Origin of the sequence: Roseovarius conchicola, assembly GCF_041403425.1 — a bacterium.
GTDB lineage: Bacteria > Pseudomonadota > Alphaproteobacteria > Rhodobacterales > Rhodobacteraceae > Roseovarius > Roseovarius conchicola.
Genome location: NZ_JBGEHK010000008.1, coordinates 148,395 through 170,908 on the forward strand (window position 1 = coordinate 148,395; position 22,514 = coordinate 170,908).

Here is a 22,514-nt window from a genome sequence, read left to right on the forward strand (position 1 = left end):
GATGCTCAAACTTGTTGCACTTGTTATGGCTCTCACACTTCCATCTCTGGCTCTTGCGAATGACAGCGATGATCGTCCGCAGCTTGGTCTGGCCGGGCTTCTGTCCGGCAGCAACAAGCAGGACCTGCCTCCGATCATGCTATCCGCCGGAATGCCTCTGGCCGAGACCCCTTGGGTGCTCAAATCAGGCACCTATTATGAGTTTGAAATTCAGGGCGACGGCAGTCAGGAATTGGGTTTGGCCGGGGCTGAGTTTTTCCGAGCCATCTGGATTGACGAGATCGTTGTCGAAGGGCTGGAAATCCGGCCGCTTGGCTTGGACAGTATCGAATTTGACGAGGCCGGAGAGATGGAGATTGGGTTCGTCGCGATCAAACCGGGTCAGTATCACCTGAAAGTGCCGGGCTCGACAGGTGATACCCAGCGACTTGAGATTACCATTAAGTGACCGGACTGAGTGTCAAAAATCTGAATTATGCTTACGGGGTCAAACAGGCGCTGAAGGATGTGAGCTTTCATGTGCCAGCAGGGCGGTTCTGTGCGCTTCTGGGCCCAAATGGTGCAGGTAAATCCACCCTCTTTGCGCTTCTGACCCGTCTGTTTGTCGCGCCACAGGGCCAGATCGAGATTACAGGTCACGATATGTGCCAAACGCCGCGCAAAGCCTTGCAACAGATGGGTGTGGTGTTTCAGCAACCCACCCTTGATCTTGACCTGAGCGTGCAGCACAACCTCACCTATTTTGCTGCCCTGCACGGCCTGTCCGGCAGATCTGCGCAGACCCATATCGACACGGCTCTGGATCGGCTTGAAATGCGTGAGCGGTCCGGTGAAATCGTGCGCGCGCTGAATGGCGGACACCGCCGCCGCCTTGAAATCGCACGCAGTCTGATTCACCGCCCTAAGGTACTGTTGCTGGATGAGCCGACAGTCGGGCTTGATGCCGCTACCCGCCGTTCGATCACCGACTATGTGCACAGCCTTTCAACCGATGACGGGCTGACCGTCCTTTGGGCCACACATTTGTGCGATGAAATCCGCGATTCCGACCAGCTTCTGATTCTGCATCACGGCCACCTTCTTGAGGCAGGTGAAACCCGCGCCTTGCGGGGCGAGCGCCCGCTGACCGATCATTTTCTTGCCCTCACCGGAGGCCTTGCATGACAGCGTATCTTGTCGTTCTCAGGGCCATAATCGCGCGTGAAGCCAGGCGGTTTATCGGTCAACGCAGCCGATTTATTGCCGCGCTCATCCGTCCACTTTTATGGCTCATCGTCTTTGCAGCCGGGTTTCGTGCGGCCCTTGGATTGTCGATCACGCCACCCTACCAGACGTACACCACTTATGAGGTTTACATCATCCCCGGCCTGTGCGGTATGATCCTGCTGTTCAACGGCATGCAAAGCTCGCTTTCGCTGGTCTACGACCGTGAAATGGGATCAATGCGCCTGCTGCTAACCAGCCCCTTGCCGCGGTGGTGGCTTCTGTTTTGCCGCCTTCTGGCCAGCACAGCAATTTCGATCCTTCAGGTCTATACCTTCCTGGCCGTGACCGCAGTTTACGGAATCCGATTTTCCCCGATTGGATATTTTGCCATTCTGCCGGCATTGCTGGTGGCCGGGATCATGCTGGGTGCGCTTGGCCTAGCGCTGTCCTCGGCGATCAAACAGCTGGAGAACTTCGCCGGGGTCATGAACTTTGTGATCTTCCCGATGTTCTTTCTGTCTACCGCGCTGTACCCGTTATGGAAGATGGCCGAAAGCTCGGAGCTTCTGCATGACATATGCGCCACCAATCCGTTTACCCACGCCGTCGAATTGATCCGGTTCAGCCTCTATGGTCAGTTCAACGGTGCAGCACTGATGTGGACCAGCCTGTCTGCCCTTCTGCTACTTGGCGCGGCATTCTGGGGCTATGATCCGGCGCGCGGCATATTACGACACAAAGGATGACCCAATCTACGACCATCGCAAGGGTGAAAATTTGCGCCAGTTCCGCTATGTTTGGATCAAACGGAGGAACCTCATGTTGCGCATCACTCTCGCCTTTTTGTTGACCACCGCCTTGCCGCTTGCCGCTGAAACCACAACGGTTGAGGATGAATTTGGTACGCTGAACCCACAGGATACCGGGTTTGGACGGGTGATGAGTAATATCGAAAATGGTGTCACGGATATGACCACCTGCGCCACCGGGTATTATATCACCAAATCCGGTCGTCACGAGGCGGCACGCAAATTGTTCGAGGCTTGCGCAGGCGCGGGTTACACAGGTGCAATGACGTGGATGAGTCAGCTGGACAACAACGGGCTTGGTGGGGATTACAACCCCGATGCCGCCGCAAACTGGGACAAACGCGCGGCGGATGCAGGTGATCCTGTCGGCAAGTTTAATTACGGACTTGACCTCATGCGCGGCCACGGCGTTGCCCGAGATGAAATACGTGGCCGCGCGCTGGTGGATGAAGCCGCCTCAGAAGGGCTTCAGATCGCCCGCCGCCTGCAATCCGCGCAGTATGATCTGGACGAAGTCACCCCGGACGCCGACAATTGGAAATACGCACCTTCGTTCTAGATGGGGCCGAAAAGCCAACCGGGCCTACGACTAAAGTACAAGCAGAAACCCTTGATTTCGCTTATTATTAAGGTGAATTGACATTGTACATGTCGTACTCTTGGAAGACTCACACCCGGAGGACGACATGAAACGGATCATCACAGCCATATGTCTCACCATGGGCGGACTGACAGTTCCAGCCATGGCAAGCGATACCACTTTTGAAAACATAAAAGTAGAAGCCGGCGCGCAGCTTTTTGCATCGGAATGCCGCCGCTGCCACGCCACGGACGCCACGCACGAAAGCTATGGTCCCCCGTTGGAAAACATCATTGGTCGGGCAGCAGGCAGCTATCCGGATTACGACTATTCGATTGCGCTTGAGGCCTCGGGGATCGTCTGGACCCCGGCCGCTCTCCGCGCCTGGATGGAAGACAACTCGGGCTTTATGCCGGGTACAAAAATGCGCCATGTGGGCATTGAAGATCCCACGGTTCAGAGTTTCATCTTGGCATATTTGGTCTCCATCACCACCCGCGACGCCAACGCTATTTCCGAATGAAATCGGTTCGCTTCGCTCATGCATTTACTCGATAGTCAATCCCGGCAGCCAATGACTGTCGGGATCAGCTTCATGTAGGTCTGCATCAGAAATCGGGCGCAACTCGCCATCGGCGGGCGGGGCAGATAACAGATCCATGTCCAACTCGTACAACTGCCCGGTTAGGGCTGAGCCGTCCTGTTCCAGTTGGTAATACACCCCGTTCCACATGTTGATCCCATACTCTGATGTCCCCCTCCACAAGAACAGAAGATCATATTCCAGATCAGTCAGATCGTTGCCGGTCAGTTGCCGCCGGTTGGGATAGGGATAGGGGACGTGACACCAGTCTTTTTCGCTTCCCTCCAAACACTTAAATGGCCGCATGGACAAAAAGTGGTCCGTAAATACTGCATCAGCCCAGTCGATCCTGTATCCCCCATCATCGCCAATAAACAGTTGGCCAATCGAGTGACGTGTTCCATTTTGTTCGACCAACGCAATTGTCTTTGTACCGCTCAACGCATCCCCTGATGCCATTTGCCCGCTCAGTGCAACGATAATTGCAAGACATGTTCTAAGACGTAACACGCCATATCCCCTTTGCTGTTTGCGAGATTGGCTTAAACCTATCAAATGGCGTGATGCGGCGCCCTACGACCATTGTGCAATACCGCAGCACCTGACCTTTCCCGATAATATGTCTGGCCGGCACCCTGCAAAACGGGGCCGGTTTGGAACAAGAGACAGATGGGAGGAGCCCAAATGAATCGCTTTATTGCAGCGGTCGCAACAGGGGTCATGATGGCGGGCATGGGCCATGCCGGCGTGACCGAGGATGACCTGAAAAACGACCAAACCGTCACAACTCAGATTGTGACCAACGGCATGGGGCGGCATTTGCAGCGCTATAGCCCACTTGAGACACTTAACAAGGACAACGTCAAAAACTTGGTTCCGGCTTGGGCCTTTTCGCTTGGTGGCGAAAAGCAGCGCGGCCAGGAAACCCAGCCGCTGATTTATGATGGTGTGATGTACATCACCGGCTCGTACAGCCGGGTTTACGCGATTGATGTCAAAACCGGTGAGGAGCTGTGGCAATATGATGCGCGCCTGCCCGAAGGCATTCTGCCATGCTGTGACGTGGTCAATCGCGGTGGTGCGATCTATGGCGATAACTTCTATTTTGGCACACTGGATGCGCGTATTGTTGCGCTGGATCTGAAGACCGGCGATGTGAAGTGGCGCAAGAAAATCGCCGACTACAAGGCGGGTTATTCCTATACGGCCGCTCCGCTGATCGTGAATGGCCTGGTAATCACCGGCAATTCCGGCGGCGAGTTTGGCATCATCGGCGAAGTACAGGCCCGTGACGCTGAAACCGGTGAAACGGTCTGGACGCGTCCGGTAATTGAAGGCCACATGGGTACGCTGAACGGCGAAGAAAGCACCATGACCGGCACGCTGAACGCGACTTGGCCGGGTGATCTGTGGAAAACCGGCGGCGGGGCTACCTGGCTGGGCGGTTCTTATGACGCAGATACCGATACGTTGGTGTTCGGTGCGGGCAACCCCGCGCCGTGGAACAGCCATCTGCGCAACGCAGGCACCCCGGTTGAGGGCAACACCGGCGACAATCTTTATGCCGCCAGTCGCATTGGCATTGACCCCGAAACAGGCGAAATCAAATGGCACTTCCAGACCACCCCGCGTGAAGGCTGGGACTACGACGGCGTGAACGAAGTCGTGGCCTATACCGACCGCGACGGCAACAAACGCTTTGCCACCGCAGATCGGAATGGTTTCTTTTACGTGCTGAATCGCGAAGACGGAAAATTCGTCAGCGCTACGCCGTTTGTGAAAGATATCACATGGGCCGAGGGCATTGATGATACCGGACGTCCAATCTTTAACGAGGCCAACCGTCCCGGTAATCCGGCAGATGCCGCTGATGGCAAGAAGGGGGATGTGATCTTTGCCTCGCCGTCCTTCCTGGGTGGCAAGAACTGGATGCCGATGGCGTATTCGCAAAACACCGGCAATTTCTATGTGCCTTCAAACGAGTGGGGCATGGATATCTGGAACGAGCCGATCACCTACAAAAAAGGTGCCGCCTATCTGGGTGCCGGCTTTACCATCAAGCCAAACTATGAAGACCATATCGGAAGCCTCAAGGCGATTGACCCCGACACCGGTGAGTTGAAGTGGGAATTCAAGAACGACGCGCCACTTTGGGGCGGCGTTATGACCACCGCTGGCGGGTTGGTTTTCACGGGCACACCCGAAGGCCGGTTCATCGCCTTTGATGACGAAACCGGAGAAGAGCTGTGGTCGTTCCAGACCGGCTCGGGCATCGTGGGTCAGCCTGTGACTTGGGAACAGGATGGCGAACAATATGTGTCGATCATTTCCGGCTGGGGTGGTGCTGTCCCTCTGTGGGGTGGTGAGGTTGCCAAAAAGGTGAACTACCTTAATCAGGGTGGCCTGGTCTGGACCTTCCGCCTCCCCAAAGAGATGGCCATGGCCAACTGATCTCAACGGGATCCATTGTAGAAAACGCGCGCTCTGCGGGGCGCGCGTTTGTCGTTCTACGACTTTAGGCGTATATCCGGCAGGTGCCCCGTTTTGTAACCTGATCCGCATAGGATGACACCCGGACACACCATGCGCCCATATACCGAAGTACCACGCACCAACGAATTTCACTCGGCCCTGATTGTCGATGATCATCCGCTGTTCTGCGATGCTCTTTCGATGACATTGCAGGCGGTATCGTCGATCAACAGCATGCACACCGCACCCACGTTGCAGGATGCGCTTGATTTGATCGGACAAGGCATGCAGATCGACCTTGTGGTGCTGGATCTGAACCTGCCTGACGTGAATGGGCTGGACGGGCTATTGCGCCTGCTCAAGACCACCAAAAGCCCAATCATCGTCGTGTCGTCGATGGCGGACAATCGTATTATCAGCTCGGTGATCCATGCCGGTGCCGCCGGTTTCATCCCCAAACACAGCCAGCGCGATGTGTTCCACAAGGCGTTGGAAACCCTGTCCCATGGGGGCACATTCGTTCCGGCCGGGTATGTTCTGCTGGAGGAGAACGAAGTTTCCGGCGAAACCGACGCAGTCGAGCGGCTTGCCTCGCTTACCACTCAGCAGGCACGCATTTTGCAACTGATCTGCGAAGGCAAATTGAACAAGCAAATCGCCTATGACCTGTCGATCGCCGAGACTACGGTCAAGGCCCATGTCACAGCGATCATGAGAAAACTAGGGGTGCAGAGTCGTACGCAGGCGGTGCTGATTGCGAAGCAAACCAGTTTTGCAAATGTATTGAACGATACCAGCCCCTCTGCGTAGGTTGACGGACGTTCGGTAGGGAGAGAATACGATGGGTCAGGCTGATGACCCGTCCGGGGTAACGCCCGAGGCGGCGCAGATCGTGCGATCAGCATGTGTCGATTGCCACGCCGGGGATGCGGTTGCGCAGCTGGCCCAAAAATTGCGGCCCGGTGATTTGTCGCTTGTCGTGATGTTCTTGTCGCCCCAAACCGACGCGTCCCGTCTGATTGATGAGGCGCAAAAGGCGTTTGCACCGGCCCAGGTTGTGGGCTGTACAACGGCGGGCGAGATTTCCGAAAAAGGGTATTCTGAAGGCGAGATTGTCGCGATTGGATTTCCCCAGGCCTACTTCCAGAGCCGGACAATCCTGATTGATGACCTTGGCGATTATGACCCGCAGATGCTGATCGAAAGGATGATCCGTAACCGCAACCATATGGCAAAAGAAACGCCTGACTGGATCTCGGATTTCACTTTTTTGCTGATCGACGGGCTTTCGACAAAAGAGGACGCACTGACCTCAGAACTGTCCGTTGGCCTTGGGCCCGTGCCTTTTTTTGGCGGCTCTGCCGGGGACGGTTCGGATTTCGGTGAAACCTATATCCTGCATGGCGGGCAGGCCCATCGAAATGCCGCAGCCCTGATCCAGATCAGAACCCGCTGCCCGATCGAGGTCTTTAAAACCGATCATCTGATTCCTGCACAATCGCGCATGGTCGTGACGGGTGCCGACCCGGCCCGCCGTATCGTACACGAAATTAACGCGGAACCCGCAGCGCGTGAATATGCCCGGCTGTTGGGTAAAGACCCCGAGCAGCTTACCTCATTCACTTTTGCCGCCCATCCGGTTGTCGTGCAGATCGGCGACCAGCACCATGTGCGCGCAATCCAGCAGGTCGCGGAGAATGGTGATCTGGTGTTCTTTTCCGCGATTGATGAGGGCGTTGTTCTGACCCTTGCCGAGCCGGAAAACATGGTTACCCACCTGACCCGAGAGATCAACGATCTTGTGACACCACAGCGCCCCGAAATCATTCTGGCCTGCGATTGCATTCTGCGACGTGTTGAAGCCGAGCAGAAACAAATGACAACCGGCATTTCCCGCATTTTGTCCGAAAACCGTGTCATCGGCTTTTCCACCTATGGCGAGCAAATCCATTCAATGCATGTGAACCAAACCCTGACCGGGGTTGCGATCTATCCACCGGACGAAAGCTGAACCATGGCGCATGATCTGATCGACCCAAGGGATTCCCTTGAACGCCAGAATGAAAAGCTGCTGAAGATCACTGAAACGCTGATGCGCCGAGTCGAGCAGAGCAGCGTGACCTCCGGCGCTGCATATGGCCAGTTTCAGCGCGCCGTCATGCTAGAGGAAGAGGTGCGCGCGCGCACCAAGGAACTTGAACACGCCCTTGATCTTCTGAACGAGTCAAACTCAAAGCTCGCCAATGCCAACTCCGAAACCGAAGCCGCACGGGCCAATCTCGCTAATGCCATAGAAACGTTGCAGGAAGGTTTTGCCCTATTTGATCCGCAAGACGAAATGGTGATGTGCAACAGTCGATTTGGCAAGCATATGCTGGACATCCACCACCTGTTCAAACCCGGCCTGCGCTTTACCGAATATGTACACCGGGTTTCGGTCAGCCCCTATCTGTCGCTGCCCGAAGGCGAAACACCTGAGGCGTGGGAGGCCTATCGCCTGTCCCGGCACAAGGACAACCACGCTGTGTTCAATGCCCGGATGGCCGCCAACCGATGGCTTCAGGTCAGCGAACACCGCACTGCCGATGGCGGTACCGTCATCATCCAGACCGACATCACCGACATGATGCGGCTGGAGCGACAGGAGCGTGACAGGTTACTGGATGACCAGGCCCGCCTGATCAAAGCCACCCTTGAACACCTCAATCAGGGGGTGTGTATCTTTGATGACCAAAACCACCTCATTGGATGGAACCACCGTGCCGGAGAATTGTTGTCGATTGAGGCCAACCGACTGCAGATCGGGGCGTATTTCTCGACACTCTATAAACATATCCGTGACGACATAATCCTTCTTGAACAGACCAGTCATGATCAAGTCGAAGCCTGGGTCGCCAGCGGGGCCAAGCGTGCGCCGCTATCGTTTGAAATCCAAGTCGGCAATGACCGGATTCTTGCGGTCTTTGCCCAGCAGATGCCAGACGGCGGCTTCGTGATCAGTTTCACCGATGTGTCAGCCGAACGTGCGGCGGTGCAAGCGATCAGTCAGGTTAACCGAACACTGGAAAAGCGCGTTGCCGAACGCACGCTTGAGCTTGAAGATGCGCTTTCAGAGGCGGAACGCGCCAATGCTTCGAAATCCCGCTTTGTGGCAGCCGCCAGCCACGACCTTCTGCAACCGCTTTCGGCGGCAAAGCTTTACGTTGCTTCACTGGAAAATGACCTCGACACGCCAGAGCACCGCGAACGTCTTACCAAAGCAGGCAATGCCCTGCTCAGCGTTGAAAGCATCCTCGCGGCCTTGCTGGATATTTCCAAACTGGATTCCGGGCTTGCATCGGTCGACATCTCGGCGATCAACCTCAAAGATATGCTAAGCCAGCTCAATGATGAACTGGAACCTCTGGCCCGCCAAAAGGGGCTCGATTTCAGGCTGGTTCATTGTGATGCGCGGGTGGACAGCGATGCATCCTATCTGCGGCGCGTTTTGCAAAACCTTGCCTCGAACGCCATCCGCTATACCGAAACCGGCAGGGTTCTGGTCGGTGTACGTCACCGAAAATCCTCGATCCGTATCGAAGTCTGGGATACTGGACCCGGCATCCCTGAAGACCAGCAGGAAAAAGTGTTTGATGAGTTTCACCGCCTGAATGCCATGGCCAGCCCCTCCGAAGGGATGGGTCTTGGGCTTGCGATCGTCGAGCGAGCCTGTCGGTTGCTGAAGCACCCGTTGCATTTGTCCTCAACTGTTGGGAAGGGGACCTGTTTTGCGATTGAGCTGCCTCGCAGCACAGCCGCTCAGACGTACAAGCCGGTGGACATGCCGACGCCCAGAGGAATTTCGCTAGACCATAATATTGCCGTTCTAATTGAAAACGACGCCGATCTTCGCGCGGCCATGACCATTACACTCGAAAACTGGGGGCTCGATGTTCTGCCTTGCGCCAGCCAACCCGAGGCCGAGGAGATTCTGCGTGAAATTGATGTGGCACCGGACGTGATCGTGGCCGATTATCAGCTGGATAATGATGTCCTCGGCACTGACGTTATCTCGGCGCTCAGGGCGGCCCACGGCCATGTGCCCGCGTGCATCGTGACAGCCAACCGGTCACCCGATTTACACAGTGTTTGTGATGCGCTTAGTGCCGCATTGTTTCACAAACCAATCAATCCTGACGAATTGCTCAGTTTTCTCGAAGGCGTGCTGACGGGTTAGCGCATACAGATATCAGACCGGGTAAGAAACCGTCGACCACTGCCATTTTCCAACGAGAACATGCCGCCGATACCATCAATAGCATCAATCACCAGATCTGTGTGTTTCCAACGCTCATGCTGATCGGCATTCATGTAAAACGGTAGGCCGCCGATCTCTCCTATCAAAACGTCCTGATCGCCGATGATGTAGTCACCTTGCTGGAAACACATCGGCGCTGATCCGTCACAACATCCTCCCGACTGGTGAAACAGCAATTGCGGGCCGTGCTGACCCTTGAGTGTTTCAATCAGATCGAGTGCGCTGTCGGTTGCTGTGACCGTCATGGTTTGGGGGGCTGACATCGAATTATCCTGTTCCAACAACAAATGAAAAGGGCCCCGCGCGAGGCGGGGCCAGTTCAGGGAGAGTTAAGTTTAGAAGAAACCCAGAGCGTTGGGGCTGTAAGACACCAACAGGTTCTTCGTCTGGCGATAATGGTCCAGCATCATCTTGTGGTTCTCACGGCCGATGCCTGACTGCTTGTAACCGCCAAAGGCCGCATGGGCCGGATAGGCGTGATAGCAGTTGGTCCAGACACGTCCGGCCTGGATGTCACGGCCAAAACGGAACGCGCGGCTACCGTCGCGGGTCCAGACACCGGCACCAAGGCCGTAAAGCGTGTCATTGGCAATCTCCAGCGCCTCGGCGTCGTCCTTGAACGTCGTCACCGACAGGACTGGGCCAAAGATCTCTTCCTGGAAGATGCGCATCTTGTTGTGACCTTTGAACACGGTTGGTTCGATATAGTTGCCACCTTCAAGCCCATCGAGGTTTGAGACATTGCCACCGGTCAGAAGCTCGGCGCCTTCGTCCTTGCCCAGTTGTAGGTAGGAAGCGATCTTCTCTTTCTGTTCAATCGAAGCTTGCGCTCCAATCATGGTGTCCATCGCCAGCGGATTGCCCTGCTTGACGGCCTTCACCCGCTCAATCGCCCGCGCCATGAAATCTTCATAAATCGATTCCTGGATCAGTGCCCGGCTTGGGCAGGTGCAAACCTCGCCCTGGTTCAGGGCAAACATGGTGAAGCCTTCCAGGCATTTGTCGAAGTAGGCGTCGTCGGCGCTCATCACATCCTCAAAGAAGATGTTGGGCGACTTGCCACCCAGCTCCAGCGTCACCGGGATCAGGTTCTGGCTGGCATACTGGCTGATCAAACGGCCGGTTGTGGTTTCACCAGTGAACGCGATTTTGGCGATGCGGTTGGACGATGCCAGCGGCTTACCGGCCTCAAGGCCAAACCCGTTGACGATGTTCAACACACCAGCAGGCAGAACATCGGCGATCAGTTCCATCAGCACCAGGATCGAGGCCGGTGTCTGTTCGGCAGGTTTCATGACCACGCAATTGCCAGCAGCCAGTGCAGGTGCGAGTTTCCACACCGCCATCAGCAGCGGGAAGTTCCACGGGATGATCTGGCCCACAACGCCCAGCGGCTCGGGGATGTGATAGGCATATGTATCGCCGTCAATTTCCGAAATGCCGCCTTCTTCGGCACGGATGCAGCCCGCGAAATAGCGCCAGTGATCAACGCAAAGCGCCAGGTCAGCAGCAATCGATTCACGGATCGGCTTGCCGTTGTCCAGCGTTTCAGCGGCGGCCAGCGTTTGGGTGTTGGCTTCCATGATGTCGGCGATCTTGAGCAGCGCGTTTGAGCGCACGGTCGTCGAGGTTTTGCCCCATGCCGGGAACGCCGCATGTGCCGCGTCCAGGGCGGCATTGACGTCATCCGCATTCGAGCGGGCAATCTCGCAGATCACTTCGCCGGTAATCGGCGTTGTATTCTCGAAATACTGGCCCGAAAGAGGGTCAGTGAATTCGCCATTGATAAAGTTGCCATAGCGCGCTCTGAATGGAAATTCTACGCCAAGGTGCGATGTATCCAGTGCAGCACTATGCTGTACGGTGTTCTGAATGTTCATGTTATTCCTCCCCATGAAAAGAGATCCAAAATATGCAGCAATGCCCACGGGCCTAATCCTTTGATGTTCAGACACCCAGGCTGGTGCTGAACTCACAATATTTGGCAAAGGCAAAGGCGGGTATTGGACCATGGTCTTTCAGACTATGGTCGCATATCTGCGTAGAAGAATCAGCGTCATTGCAACGACAAAAAAACGCGATACTTCCCAGAAAGCAGAAGCCATCATGTGAATTCATCGCTGATCGTTGTTGCGCTTTGCACGAAAGACCGCTGTTCTCACTGTTCGGCAGCATGATGTTCTACGCGATTGCAGCATTTTGCGCGCCGCGAGCGCATGCAGCGAGAAATTGAGACTTCTCCTATGGGCTTGTAACCCTGTTTCGCCGCTTACGGCGCAGAGGTCGGCTCAATAGACGCGAACAACCGCGTTGCAAAAGAGACGGCGGAACAACAGAAGCTTGGTTGATTCTGTCGATGACTGGTTCCGTGCCGCCCTAAGCAAGGTGCTTGCTGCATCGGCATTCGGCGGCAGAGAGCCCTTTTTACCAATGCCGCATCCTGAATGAATGACCGCCTCGCAGAGTCGCTGGCGTGGCCGTCTATCCTGCAGCACGATTGGCTTTCCGTCTGCTGGCAGGGGATGGGACACCAATCAGTCAGCGACCGGCGCGTTTCTTCAGTTGTCGGAATCCGGCGTTACTTCATCCAAATCGTAGCCCATATCTTGAAGGTACTTGGCGATATCCAGTTCGCCGGCCGCGGCTTGATCAATATATTGCCGCCCGAGAGCTTCGTCTTGGGCAACGCCATGTCCTCGCATCAGATCGAGGCCATAGTTGTACATCCCGACCGGATCCCCCGCCTCTGCAGCGCGCCGGTCCCACTCTGTTGCTGCAACAGGATCAATTTCTCCACCTATTCCGTTGTTTTCAAAATGGCTCATCCAAGTCATCGCCTTGGTGAAACCCGCTTCCGCACATTGTGTGGCCAGTTTCCTTGCAAGCTCGTGATCATCGTATTTAGAGGTATTTATGCCAAGTGAGCATGTCACTGAATCGATGACCCCCATCTCGATCTTCCGAACTAGCATCTCCCGCCCTGTGTCGTCAGGATTAAGAATACCATGATCGTCTTCAACTTTGAGAGGCGCTTCGGCATGTACGTTGCCTGCCCAACTAGCCAGAATTGCCATTAGAACGTAGGTTCTCATTTGCATATCCTTCCTAGAAGAACTGATTCAGTGTAACCGGATTAGGCCGGACCGGCTTGAATCCAAGTCGTCGTAAGAACTTGGGCTATAAGACGAATATCGTAGTATGCTGGCGCGCCTAGAAAAGGTTCTTTTCGTACTTCCACTCGTCAGCATCTGGCGTGACCGAATCCAGGTCGAATTCATTATCGATCAGGTGCTGGGCACGAGGGCTTCCCATTTTGGCGGCCCTCTCGATGATTTCTTCTCCCAACTCGCGATCATATGGCACGCCGCGCCCCCTCAATACGTCGAGACCGTAGTTGAAAGCGCCGACTTCCGACCCAAACTGCATTGCACGGCGGTCCCAATATGCCGCAGCTTCTGGATCTTCAGGTCCAGCCAGCCCATTGTCTTCCATCCAAGAAAGCCAGGTCATGCCTTGCACATTGCCGCGCTGCGCACTGTCGGTAAATATCTCGCGGGCGACGTCGTGCATGCCGGCCTTTGCAGCACCGTAACCTAGCGTGCTTGTCATCGGGTGCCATTCGCCGTGTTGTAGTCGATCAAGCGCGCCACGCAGCGAAAGCTCTTCTGGGTTCTTGGTTCCGAATTCATCGGAGACATGGCTCTCGCGTTCATCCGCCAATGCGTGCGACGGGGCTAAGAACGCGGCAACAAACAAGAGTGCAGTCAGTGTTTTCATCGTGAGCCTCCATTCGTTCTGATTAGGATAAAAAAGCGTTTCAGACCGGTGGATGTGTCAGGGTTTTGCAAAACAACTGCAAAAAAAATGCAAAAAAGCGTTATTTAGCCAAGCGGTAACCGACGCCATGAGCTGTCTCTATTAATACCGGCCGAGATTTGTCAGGGTCCAGTTTACGACGCAGGTTGATGATGTGTTGATCCAAGGCCCGCGAGTTCGGCATGTAGTCACGTCCCCAGCCTGTATCATAGAGCTCGTCTTTGGTGACAATCGCGCCAGCACGGTCTTCAAGGATTATAAGCAGTTTGAGATCACGAGGCGTCAGGGAGACCTCCAACTTACCACGCATCGCGATGTGGCGTTCGGGTATGATTTTAAAGTTCAGCGTCTCTTCATCCGATTTCCGTTTCAGCCAAATCCCGACCCCACAGAAGAGGCAGGCGACCATCGCGAACATCAAACCGATCGCACGGTCATTCCTCCTTGTCAGGAGATCACCTGGCTGCAATTCGAGCTCTTCCTCAAGGATTACGCGGTCATAAATCATACATACTGCTGGTGTTGCGCGACAGTACAAGAGCTCATGAATGGCCAAATCAAATGGAAGCCACTCAACCGTGTCGACATCGGACTGCACAGCGGTCAGTTTTCGGATACTATCCTCGGAAAACTCATATGCTAGAGGCGTCAATCCTCCTGCCGGTGGATACTGAAGCGCGCCCTCAGTGTCCCAAATCATGGCGCGCAGCAAAGTTACGTCTTCCGACAACCGCCAACCAATCCTGTCGGGACTAGCGACAAGCTCGGCTAGTCTCTTCGCATCCAGCGTCGCCTTTTGCTCTGCTTTGACCCACGGATCAGGCCACAACGCAAAAAACATCGCGCTTGCAAGGCAGGCCAAGCCGAGTATCGCTATCAATCGAACCATCTTTGCAATCTTATCGCAAACGCACTTGGAAATCATGTTGGGCTTTGGTCCAGTATTGTTGGGGTACGGCTGGCAGATGAACCGGTGCCGCGAAAGTCGAATGGAGCAAAACCCGACATTGGCGACTGACCGGTCGATGGCTGTTCTGTCCGCGTCTTGCTTGTTGCCTGACAAATTCTCGCTGCGCGTGGCGCGAATGGCAGGATTTCACGCTGCGTTGCCAAGCTAACGGTGATGCGCACGCGGCAAAATTCGTGCTGCGAGCGCGCGCAGCGAGAAAACTGAATTCACAGGTTGGGACTCTCCACCACCATTCTCTGCATGATTCTTGAAAGGCTGGTTCGGGGCACCACTATCCGTTTTTTGGTGACCCAAATTTTTGACCCATGCATGTCATCTCTGCCGAAAGTCGACCTCCTTACACAAATTGATTCCGTGTTTTGCTTTCGTTTTCCCATAAAGTAATCCTACGAAGCAACCTTGCGATGGGGCCGTGCTATGGAGATTGTGCGTGACGGTGAAATTTGCCGCACCACCGCAATTATACTGCCGCGAGTGCGAGTAAATGCTGCACAAGCAATAGCTGCGTCGGCAAAAGGCGGTTGTGTCCCGCATCTTTCGAGTCGGTGCGCGGTGCAGCGAACGGCCGACCTTGTACAGGATGGGGCGAAAAGGACCGGTTTTGCGGCACTTATCGCGCACCTGACAAGTCATTGATTTCAATTGCGCTGGACTGCTGCAAAAACCTTGTGCAAAAAGATTACATGAAAATCGGCTATGCACGGGTAAGCGATCAGGGCAGGGCACCTATTCGCCCGACAATGTCTATAGAATGATCCTACGCCGTGAAACTAGTTGTCTGAGAACCGTGTCTGCTTTCAGATGTGCCCAATGCGTGTCGCAGTCGACGATCGTATCGCTGCAGGCTGAAACAAGCTTGATAAGCCTAAATCAGCAAAATCCATCAAAATGGGTAAAAATCTTAAGTCGTTGAATTAGAGGGAAGACGAGTCTCATTATTTCGGTCTCATTATTTACGTACTCCGACACGCAGTGTTCATGATATGTTCTTATCCCATAATCTATATTATGTTATTAAATGTGCGTTGTATCCCCAGAAACAGGCTTTGCCTGCATCAGATTGCATTCGATATTCGAACTCTGTTCCGTAAATCTTGGATGATCAAATTTGCGCCCGGAATCCTTTCCGCGCTTTTCGTTCGAACGCATATAGCCCCGCCGAAACGATCAGACCAATACCAAGCAGAGTCATCGTGTCCACACGCTCTCCAAAGACCATGGCGCCTACCAGAATTGCGAAGAGGATACGGCTGTATCGGAACGGGGCAACCACGGAAGCTTCTCCCAAGCGCATACCGAGAACGATGCAGTAGTAGCCGATAGCTCCAAAGACTATTCCACCGAGCGTCAAAGCCAATTGGAAACTGGAGACCGGCTCTATCACCTCTCCCGTCGCGAAATGCCAAAGTAAACCAATTGGGATCAGGATGATAAAGCTCTGAAAAGATATCAATGTCGACGACAAGGTTGCCTCAATTCTACGCGTAACCAAATCCCTGCCGGCGACAAAAAGCGCCGATAAAACCGCCCAAAGTGAATTAGGATCGAATTCAGCGAAGCCAGGGCGCGTAATCAGCATGACCCCAACCAATCCCACCAGAACGGCAAGCCATTTGCGCCAGCCGACGCGCTCTCGCAGAAAGATAAATGCCCCGAGGACGATCACCAGTGGCACCGCCTGATAGATGGCCGCAACGAGTGTCAGATCGTTTTTCGAAAGAGCCAGATAAAATGTTAAGGCTGCGCCAGCCTCGAAAAGTGTCCGCAAAAGAGGGACTTTGCCCCAAGCACCTGGATTATCAAAGCGATTTCCGCTGACACACATTATGATCGCGAATAGTGAAGCCGTTCCGAGCCCAAACATGCAGAGCATTTGACCAATAGGCAACTGCACCGACAGAATCTTTATGAACATGTCTTCGAGAGTGAACGCAGCCATGGAAAGTATGGTGAATGCGATACCTTGCTGGTTGCTCATGGATCGCGCCGTATCAACACCTGCGCCTCAATTTTATCGCGCAACTCGGAGCCATTTTCATTCCAGCAGATCGCTGCAATGGCAACAAATAGCGATGCAGATAGTAAGACTGTGAATCCTACAAACTGCCCTAGCAGGACAAAATTCAGACAAAGGAGGCCCAACACACAAAGTTGCCTAGGCAAGGGATCGTGAACGAAACGCTTCCGTTCGCCCGTCTCCTCCCCCGGCGAGCTTTCGGACCCAAAGGTTTGTAAGCGGGGCGCTCTCATGGCGGAACGAACTTTGGTTGTGCACACACCGAACAACGCCAAGTGTAATAACAGCAATATCGAACTCGTGAGAGATGATACCGAAGATTGGTCGAGAAATACCCACCCAGTTGAATGCCAACCCAGCCCGGCGGCAAAATCGCCAACCAGCCAGCCTAAGCTCGTTGCTCCGTCCGACTTCAAATAGATTGCATTCAGCTGGATTGCAGTTGCGGCAAGGATTCCGATCACGGTACAGCGGAAGATGCATCTCTGAAGCTTCTCACCAACGAACTCAAATAAACTGCCATCGTGAAGCCGTTCAGGTGAAGTAGCTCTCCTATGGTAGTCCTCGCAGACGGCAAACAACAAAAGCAGCCCTACAAAATAGAACCAGTAAATCAGACCAGAATAAAGGAATGCAACCAGGGAAACCAATAGAGCTTCCCAAAACGAGACAATGTCAGGCCGAAGCTGGGCGACGAGTATCCAATCGATAAGATCTGGCGCATCTCTTTGCGTAAGACCGAGAAGGTAAACGCCGCTCCACTGGACTGCAAACACCAAGCCGAATGCCACAAAGGCCACGATCCAGAGTGGTAAGCGCAAGCTGTAGATAAGTCCGCTCCAAGCGCGGCATTGGTCCTCAGATTGTGCCGCGGCCCTGCACTCCCGTTTCCAGAAAGAGACGAGGTGCGCAACAAGTAAAAACAGTGTGGGATACAAAAAAAGGCACTCGACCGGCCAACTGAGGGACCAGAAAAAACCAACCTGTTTGTTCAAATCTGGTCGCGCTGCATATGTCACATCGTGGTTTTCAAATACAAATGACATCAAGCAAAGAAGAAAGAAGCCTGCCCAAACGACGACGCTGATGCCGAACCCTTCTGCGGTTGTGAACAATCTTTCGGACAGCTCGGGTAAGCTGCTTCGTTTACTCTGCGACACAGCGTCTTCGCATGATAAATCGGCACCAGCCGCGTTCTCTTTCTCAGCCGATTTAAGGTTGCTTTTGCGGCGCGTTCTGCGCTTCGATGCAAGACGCTTGTTAGCCGATCTCAGCTCCGTTCTCCACGCTGCAATCGCGGCAGGATCGCCCATACCAAATACCCGCGCGAGGCAAACGATATTCTCGGAGCTGATCCCTCTGTCATTGTCTTGAAACCAATTCTGAACGGTCCGCACGTCCACTCCGCGGCCCTTTGGGTCTGCATCCAAAATCGCATCTGCCAATAAGCTCGGTGTCCATCCCGAGCTTGTTTCATCTGAGCTCACTCCGGAAAGGCCTGCACGAGCGGCAATTGCTTCCTGGAAGAGCTCCTTGAATTCAAGGTCGCCGCGGAGCGGTCTGGCTACGAAATTCTCGTCGATGTGCACCATCTTCGGACCTTCGTTTTGTTTTTCGCGAAACACCTATTGATAGATCGACGGCTGCGCAGAATTGTTTCGTTAATTTTCAGGGGCTTATAAAACCCGATTTCGCCTTGATCGTCTCCTTCGTGCCAAAGCAGAAGGGACGCGGTTAAATACACCCATAGCGAGAATATCGTGTTGCGACAAGGTGAGTGGATGGCCAACAACAATTTCGGCGGAAGTTCTTTTAGTATGTATCGGCCTTTCGATGTCCCACCCAAAATCAACGACGCAGGTTTGTGGCGTCAGGATGTTGAGGCGACCGCCGATATCAAAGTGATGCAACGCGAGATCTCTGTGAATCGAGAAGAAACAGAAAACGTGGAGCGTAGGATGGACGCCAAAACCAACCCAATTTCGGAAGAACGAGGAGAAGGAAAGGCCATCTGCCGCCTTATCGATCCGACCACGAGGGAGATTGTCGGATGGCTTTATCTTTGGGAGTCTGGGAGAACAATGCCTCGGTTCATAGGTGAAGTTCCGACGTCTAATTTTGTGGAAGTTCCTTGCGAGTTGGCAGCCCGTGACCTGCAATTTTCCGAGGCAAGCCCACCCCCAAAATCTGTGTCCGGTAGCTCGTCCAAACGGAATATTGCCCGGAAGCTTCGGGACTGATCAACGCAGTCGTTGGTTGTCGTCGATCAATCAGGCGCCGCGAAGAGCGTCGAAGATGGAAAGCCAGAGTTCCAAATTCTTTCAATCCTACGGGATTTCAACTCTCACTTGGTGAAGGAGTCAAAATGCTGAAGATTATTGGAAAAAGAACCTATCTCTTGTTCGCGTTTTTGGCCGTCGTCTTTGGTGCCACTCCACGACTCGCTGAGGCGCAGTCCTACCCGATAGATTGTGCAATCCTCCTCTGTCTCTCGGGAGGTTGGCCGGCATCCGAACCTTGCACGCGTGCCCGTGCTGAGTTTATCCGCCGAATAACGCCATGGCCTGTCGAGCCACCGCTTCAAATCTGGCGTTGTCCAATGGGAGCTTCATATGATCGAGGTGGAAATGGAGAGTTCGAAAACTGGGTCGAAGATGTAACGTTAGCGAGAGCGCACAACCCCCTGCCCCACTTACGTTCAGATGCCCTAATTCAATCCAGCCACCAGCCTTATTCTGGAGTTCAACGCCTGGGACAATCAGGACCTGGTCGGCTGCTAAAAGGACTTGTGCTTCGGCTTGTGCAGGACCGTGCAGACATCGATATCAGCGGTGCCGAGTTCGACTTCGTGCGTTCGATCCGCGTTTTTGATATACGCATTGCATCACAAAGATTGGCTGGAGAGAACGACGAGTGTCGTCGATTTGCGCTTGTCTATCTGGGCACATATGGTGACCAGGGTGAATTCTCGTGGCGTCTTTCTTCACCGTTGACCGTCCCTGCAGCGCACATCGGGCTTGAGGGATGGGGAGACGAATGCCCGGTGATTTCAAATCGATCCGTATTCGTTGATTGGCGGGACTTTGAGGGCAACTATGGTTTCGAGCGAGTGGATTACTGAGCCGCAATAAGCTATCTGAATTTCTCAGAAGTTTCAATTACATGCGTCGAATTGCCCAAAATCTTGAAGCGCGTAGTCAAGGTTATGTTAAATAGACTACCGGTCTGCAGGGTTTACATTGTGAATTTTTGAAGCCTGAACCGTTAGGTCTATCGGTTTGCATCAATCCATTTTGACATCATCGTGCGATCCCGAAAGCATTCCTGGGGAATGTCTCGGCGCTTCATCCGCGCGATCCGCTCAGCAAAGCCAACCTGCTTCGAAGACGGATAGTTTGAAAACTGGCCCGCTAGTTTCGCAATTTTGTTCGCGTCAATCCAGCGCGAAAGCGCATAGCGGTCCTGTTGCGCCTCCTGCGGTAGCGTGACCCCCACACGTTCAGAAATTTGTTTGGCAAACGATATCTGTTTGTCGGTCGCTGGAACCCGGTAGTAGTCATTCGACTGACCTTGAGAAAATGAACTCCGTTGCTGGGCCGCTGACATGGGAATCGCTCCTCTCTTCGCGTGCCGATGAGTATAGAACATTTGCAGAACAAATCAAGATGGTGTGACATGTGGTGAATAGAATACACCATATGGTATACTCAGATGCCACTCTGCAAGGTAAAAGTTGCTGCATGCTGTGATCAAGAATATCTAATCTTGCGTGGAGATGCGAACCGGATTGCCAGTCGCCTACTTCTGTAGCGGCTTAATTTCTAAGCGGGGCGTGATATATGCTTTCCTGCCCCCTCCCCTACCCGCCTGCACCTGGCCACTCCGTAGTAAGCAGAGCTCGTTGTCCCGCTTTATTGGTTTTTGTGGGTAGTCATGCAGTCAGAATCCGCGCTGGCGCCAGGCTATGAAAGAGAAGAAGAGCCCCCTGCCCTACTATCATATTGCGCTATCCGCATGGGAAAGCTGCGATGGCAATACATTCGCCAAATAACTCATCCATCTCCTCGAGCGGACGTTCACACACTGTGTAGCTAAGGTCAGGACAGAGCCCAAATTACCAATTGCTGCGTTGTGCTTAAACTGAAGCAATGCGTACCGGAGCGGACATTTGGCCTTCAGGAGATATTCCAGTGCTCAATCAATCGAAGAGAACACTAACCGATTCCGAATTGGCGATTCTGACGATGGCTTTTCCGAACATCGGCGCGACCGATAGCACTCGTACAGTTGATGAGGCCAACACGTCATCTGTCGCTTTGATTGTGTCAGTGATTACAAGTGACTTCAGGTCGGATTTGTTGACCCTGTCAACGGCACTCCCAGACAGAACACCGTGGGTGATGTAGGCGGATACATCGCTGGCGCCATTTTTGAGCAGTGCGGATGCTGCGTTACACAATGTGCCGCCTGAATCGATCATATCATCAACCAATATGCATGATCTTCCTGATACGTCACCGATGATGTTCATGACTTCGGACTGTCCGGGCTTGTCGCGGCGTTTGTCGACAATAGCGAGCGGAGATTTGATGCGCTTTGCAAGTTGGCGCGCTCTCACAACACCACCAACATCAGGCGAAACCACAATCGTATTGGCCAGGTCGTAGTTTTCTTCGAGATCGCTTACCATCTCGGGGACGGCAACAAGGTTGTCTGTCGGAATGTCAAAGAAACCTTGAATCTGACCTGCGTGTAAATCCATCGTCAGCACGCGGTCTGCGCCTGCGGTTGAAATGATGTTGGCAACCAGTTTTGCAGAGATCGGTGTTCTAGGTGCCGGTTTCCGATCTTGGCGCGCATATCCAAAATACGGAATAACGGCAGTAATCCGTCCCGCCGAAGCCCGTTTAAGCGCATCTATCAGCACCAAAAGCTCCATCAGGTTGTCATTCGCTGGAAACGACGTTGACTGAATGACATACACGTCGTCTCCGCGGACGTTTTCTCCGATTTGCACATACACTTCTTCATCCGCAAAGCGTCGTACAAGGCACTCGGCCAATGGGGTTTTGAGGTATCCTGCGACCGCCTCGGCCAGAGGGCGATTGCTGTTGCCACAAATGAGTTTCATCGGGTGAGTTCCTTGTACGGGCTCAGGGAGAGTCTTCTAGGAGTTGGTTGGAAACGCCATTTCTGGTTTGTAGGTCTTGAAGCTTTCCAAATATTGATTGTTGGCCTCTTCCTGCCATTTCGTGCCAGGCTGAATTGCCGTAATGCACTTGTATTTCTCGCGGTAGGCGTTTGTGGCTTCGTTTTCTTCCATCACCACAGCGACCATTCCGGCGACAATGCCTTGTTGCTGTTCGACCAATTGAACGGCCCCTTCCATTGTGCCACCTGTCTCGACCCATTGGTCAACAAGCAAAACACGTGTTCCCGGAGCATATGCGGGCAAGCGCATTTCCATATCCTGTGTCTTGCCTGAGTAGTTTGTCATCGACGAACTATCTGTATCTACACATAATTTTCCGGCTTTGCGTATTGGCAAAAAGCCTTTTCCAATACGTGTCGCTATGCCTGCGGCAAGCACAAATCCCATGGCGTCCAGCCCGGCGACAACATCAACTTCGTCTGCGTCGATCTCGGCGCAGAGGTCATCCAGTAGATCGTGGTAGGCAGTGCCGTTGATGTAAATTGAGGTCGGATCAAGCCAGGCAAATTTGTCGCCCTTGGTGTTTGGTGCCATGATACCAAAGTACCAGCG

22 protein-coding genes are annotated in these 22,514 nt (G+C 53.8%); 11 read left to right on the forward strand and 11 right to left on the reverse strand.

The genetic code is table 11. The features are described 5' to 3' along the window. Positions 1–25: 25 nt before the first annotated feature. The 5 genes from V6N02_RS18805 to V6N02_RS18825 all read left to right on the forward strand — a co-directional run bounded on the left by V6N02_RS18805 (position 26) and on the right by V6N02_RS18825 (position 3,118). On the forward strand, positions 26–448 hold the full coding sequence (locus V6N02_RS18805) for a cupredoxin domain-containing protein (protein WP_371228144.1): 423 nt from the start codon (positions 26–28) through the stop codon (positions 446–448). Further along, positions 445–1,164: an ABC transporter ATP-binding protein gene (locus V6N02_RS18810; RefSeq protein ID WP_371228146.1), complete on the forward strand. Its 720-nt coding sequence runs from the start codon at positions 445–447 to the stop codon at positions 1,162–1,164. The genes V6N02_RS18805 and V6N02_RS18810 overlap by 4 nt, the downstream gene beginning before the upstream one ends. Continuing rightward, the gene (locus tag V6N02_RS18815; RefSeq protein ID WP_371228148.1) at positions 1,161–1,952 is read left to right on the forward strand and encodes an ABC transporter permease; all 792 of its coding nucleotides are present in this window, start codon (positions 1,161–1,163) and stop codon (positions 1,950–1,952) included. Before V6N02_RS18810 ends, V6N02_RS18815 begins: the two co-directional genes overlap by 4 nt. 73 nt (positions 1,953–2,025) lie before the next feature. Next, positions 2,026–2,574, forward strand: coding sequence for a tetratricopeptide repeat protein (locus V6N02_RS18820; RefSeq protein WP_371228150.1), 549 nt, complete (start codon positions 2,026–2,028; stop codon positions 2,572–2,574). 127 nt (positions 2,575–2,701) lie between these two features. After that, entirely contained in the window at positions 2,702–3,118 is a 417-nt protein-coding gene (locus V6N02_RS18825) for a c-type cytochrome (RefSeq protein WP_371228152.1), read from the forward strand. A gap of 24 nt (positions 3,119–3,142) precedes the next feature. On the opposite strand, the gene V6N02_RS18830 is transcribed toward V6N02_RS18825, so the two are convergent. Continuing rightward, the gene (locus tag V6N02_RS18830) at positions 3,143–3,688 is read right to left on the reverse strand and encodes a hypothetical protein (protein ID WP_371228154.1); all 546 of its coding nucleotides are present in this window, start codon (positions 3,686–3,688) and stop codon (positions 3,143–3,145) included. A gap of 174 nt (positions 3,689–3,862) precedes the next feature. On the opposite strand from V6N02_RS18830, the gene V6N02_RS18835 reads away from it, so the two are divergent. From V6N02_RS18835 to V6N02_RS18850, 4 genes are all read left to right on the forward strand, one after another. Beyond that, positions 3,863–5,629 carry a PQQ-dependent methanol/ethanol family dehydrogenase gene (locus V6N02_RS18835; RefSeq protein WP_371228156.1) on the forward strand — a complete coding sequence of 589 codons (1,767 nt, stop codon included), beginning with the start codon at positions 3,863–3,865 and terminating at the stop codon, positions 5,627–5,629. 132 nt (positions 5,630–5,761) lie between these two features. After that, positions 5,762–6,460, forward strand: a complete 699-nt coding sequence (locus tag V6N02_RS18840) for a LuxR C-terminal-related transcriptional regulator (protein ID WP_371228158.1) — start codon at positions 5,762–5,764, stop codon at positions 6,458–6,460. Positions 6,461–6,491: 31 nt separating this feature from the next. Beyond that, a complete protein-coding gene (locus V6N02_RS18845; protein WP_371228160.1) occupies positions 6,492–7,661 on the forward strand; it encodes an FIST N-terminal domain-containing protein in 1,170 nt (389 codons plus the stop codon). A gap of 3 nt (positions 7,662–7,664) precedes the next feature. After that, positions 7,665–9,866 (forward strand): hybrid sensor histidine kinase/response regulator, encoded by a 2,202-nt coding sequence (locus V6N02_RS18850; RefSeq protein ID WP_371228162.1) that lies wholly within the window; start codon positions 7,665–7,667, stop codon positions 9,864–9,866. Here the strand turns inward: V6N02_RS18850 and V6N02_RS18855 are convergent. From V6N02_RS18855 to V6N02_RS18885, 7 genes are all read right to left on the reverse strand, one after another. Next, positions 9,863–10,192: a DUF779 domain-containing protein gene (locus V6N02_RS18855; protein ID WP_371228164.1), complete on the reverse strand. Its 330-nt coding sequence runs from the start codon at positions 10,190–10,192 to the stop codon at positions 9,863–9,865. The genes V6N02_RS18850 and V6N02_RS18855 overlap by 4 nt on opposite strands. Positions 10,193–10,282: 90 nt before the next feature. Continuing rightward, positions 10,283–11,827, reverse strand: a complete 1,545-nt coding sequence (adh, locus tag V6N02_RS18860) for an aldehyde dehydrogenase (RefSeq protein ID WP_371228166.1) — start codon at positions 11,825–11,827, stop codon at positions 10,283–10,285. A gap of 678 nt (positions 11,828–12,505) precedes the next feature. Further along, the gene (locus V6N02_RS18865; protein ID WP_371228168.1) at positions 12,506–13,039 is read right to left on the reverse strand and encodes a tetratricopeptide repeat protein; all 534 of its coding nucleotides are present in this window, start codon (positions 13,037–13,039) and stop codon (positions 12,506–12,508) included. Between the two features lie 118 nt (positions 13,040–13,157). Then, positions 13,158–13,724, reverse strand: coding sequence for a tetratricopeptide repeat protein (locus V6N02_RS18870; protein WP_371228170.1), 567 nt, complete (start codon positions 13,722–13,724; stop codon positions 13,158–13,160). Positions 13,725–13,824: 100 nt separating this feature from the next. Continuing rightward, positions 13,825–14,652 carry a winged helix-turn-helix domain-containing protein gene (locus tag V6N02_RS18875; RefSeq protein WP_371228172.1) on the reverse strand — a complete coding sequence of 276 codons (828 nt, stop codon included), beginning with the start codon at positions 14,650–14,652 and terminating at the stop codon, positions 13,825–13,827. A 1,183-nt stretch (positions 14,653–15,835) separates the two neighbouring features. Continuing rightward, entirely contained in the window at positions 15,836–16,711 is an 876-nt protein-coding gene (locus tag V6N02_RS18880) for a DMT family transporter (protein ID WP_371228174.1), read from the reverse strand. Next, positions 16,708–18,375, reverse strand: coding sequence for a hypothetical protein (locus V6N02_RS18885; RefSeq protein WP_371228176.1), 1,668 nt, complete (start codon positions 18,373–18,375; stop codon positions 16,708–16,710). The genes V6N02_RS18880 and V6N02_RS18885 overlap by 4 nt, the downstream gene beginning before the upstream one ends. Before the next feature lie 156 nt (positions 18,376–18,531). Here V6N02_RS18885 and V6N02_RS18890 point away from each other — a divergent pair, with 156 nt between their 5' ends. Next, the gene (locus V6N02_RS18890; protein WP_371228177.1) at positions 18,532–18,990 is read left to right on the forward strand and encodes a hypothetical protein; all 459 of its coding nucleotides are present in this window, start codon (positions 18,532–18,534) and stop codon (positions 18,988–18,990) included. A gap of 125 nt (positions 18,991–19,115) precedes the next feature. Beyond that, entirely contained in the window at positions 19,116–19,871 is a 756-nt protein-coding gene (locus V6N02_RS18895; protein WP_371228179.1) for a hypothetical protein, read from the forward strand. Positions 19,872–20,020: 149 nt separating this feature from the next. On the opposite strand, the gene V6N02_RS18900 is transcribed toward V6N02_RS18895, so the two are convergent. From V6N02_RS18900 to V6N02_RS18910, 3 genes are all read right to left on the reverse strand, one after another. Continuing rightward, positions 20,021–20,356 carry a hypothetical protein gene (locus V6N02_RS18900; RefSeq protein ID WP_371228181.1) on the reverse strand — a complete coding sequence of 112 codons (336 nt, stop codon included), beginning with the start codon at positions 20,354–20,356 and terminating at the stop codon, positions 20,021–20,023. Positions 20,357–20,948: 592 nt separating this feature from the next. Further along, positions 20,949–21,881, reverse strand: coding sequence for a ribose-phosphate pyrophosphokinase (locus V6N02_RS18905; protein WP_371228183.1), 933 nt, complete (start codon positions 21,879–21,881; stop codon positions 20,949–20,951). Between the two features lie 36 nt (positions 21,882–21,917). Continuing rightward, positions 21,918–22,514: phosphoribosyltransferase family protein (locus tag V6N02_RS18910; protein WP_371228185.1), on the reverse strand; the 597-nt coding region annotated here is incomplete at its 5' end.

Coding starts and splice junctions, on each gene's coding strand:
- V6N02_RS18870 (WP_371228170.1), bottom strand. CDS start 13,724: ATGAAAACACTGACTGCACTCTTGTTTGTTGCCGCGTTCTTAGCCCCG.
- V6N02_RS18825 (WP_371228152.1), top strand. CDS start 2,702: ATGAAACGGATCATCACAGCCATATGTCTCACCATGGGCGGACTGACA.
- V6N02_RS18840 (WP_371228158.1), top strand. CDS start 5,762: ATGCGCCCATATACCGAAGTACCACGCACCAACGAATTTCACTCGGCC.
- V6N02_RS18905 (WP_371228183.1), bottom strand. CDS start 21,881: ATGAAACTCATTTGTGGCAACAGCAATCGCCCTCTGGCCGAGGCGGTC.
- V6N02_RS18865 (WP_371228168.1), bottom strand. CDS start 13,039: ATGAGAACCTACGTTCTAATGGCAATTCTGGCTAGTTGGGCAGGCAAC.
- V6N02_RS18890 (WP_371228177.1), top strand. CDS start 18,532: ATGGCCAACAACAATTTCGGCGGAAGTTCTTTTAGTATGTATCGGCCT.
- V6N02_RS18820 (WP_371228150.1), top strand. CDS start 2,026: ATGTTGCGCATCACTCTCGCCTTTTTGTTGACCACCGCCTTGCCGCTT.
- V6N02_RS18805 (WP_371228144.1), top strand. CDS start 26: ATGGCTCTCACACTTCCATCTCTGGCTCTTGCGAATGACAGCGATGAT.
- V6N02_RS18875 (WP_371228172.1), bottom strand. CDS start 14,652: ATGGTTCGATTGATAGCGATACTCGGCTTGGCCTGCCTTGCAAGCGCG.
- V6N02_RS18835 (WP_371228156.1), top strand. CDS start 3,863: ATGAATCGCTTTATTGCAGCGGTCGCAACAGGGGTCATGATGGCGGGC.
- V6N02_RS18895 (WP_371228179.1), top strand. CDS start 19,116: ATGCTGAAGATTATTGGAAAAAGAACCTATCTCTTGTTCGCGTTTTTG.
- V6N02_RS18855 (WP_371228164.1), bottom strand. CDS start 10,192: ATGACGGTCACAGCAACCGACAGCGCACTCGATCTGATTGAAACACTC.
- V6N02_RS18845 (WP_371228160.1), top strand. CDS start 6,492: ATGGGTCAGGCTGATGACCCGTCCGGGGTAACGCCCGAGGCGGCGCAG.
- V6N02_RS18880 (WP_371228174.1), bottom strand. CDS start 16,711: ATGAGCAACCAGCAAGGTATCGCATTCACCATACTTTCCATGGCTGCG.
- V6N02_RS18815 (WP_371228148.1), top strand. CDS start 1,161: ATGACAGCGTATCTTGTCGTTCTCAGGGCCATAATCGCGCGTGAAGCC.
- adh (WP_371228166.1), bottom strand. CDS start 11,827: ATGAACATTCAGAACACCGTACAGCATAGTGCTGCACTGGATACATCG.
- V6N02_RS18900 (WP_371228181.1), bottom strand. CDS start 20,356: ATGTCAGCGGCCCAGCAACGGAGTTCATTTTCTCAAGGTCAGTCGAAT.
- V6N02_RS18850 (WP_371228162.1), top strand. CDS start 7,665: ATGGCGCATGATCTGATCGACCCAAGGGATTCCCTTGAACGCCAGAAT.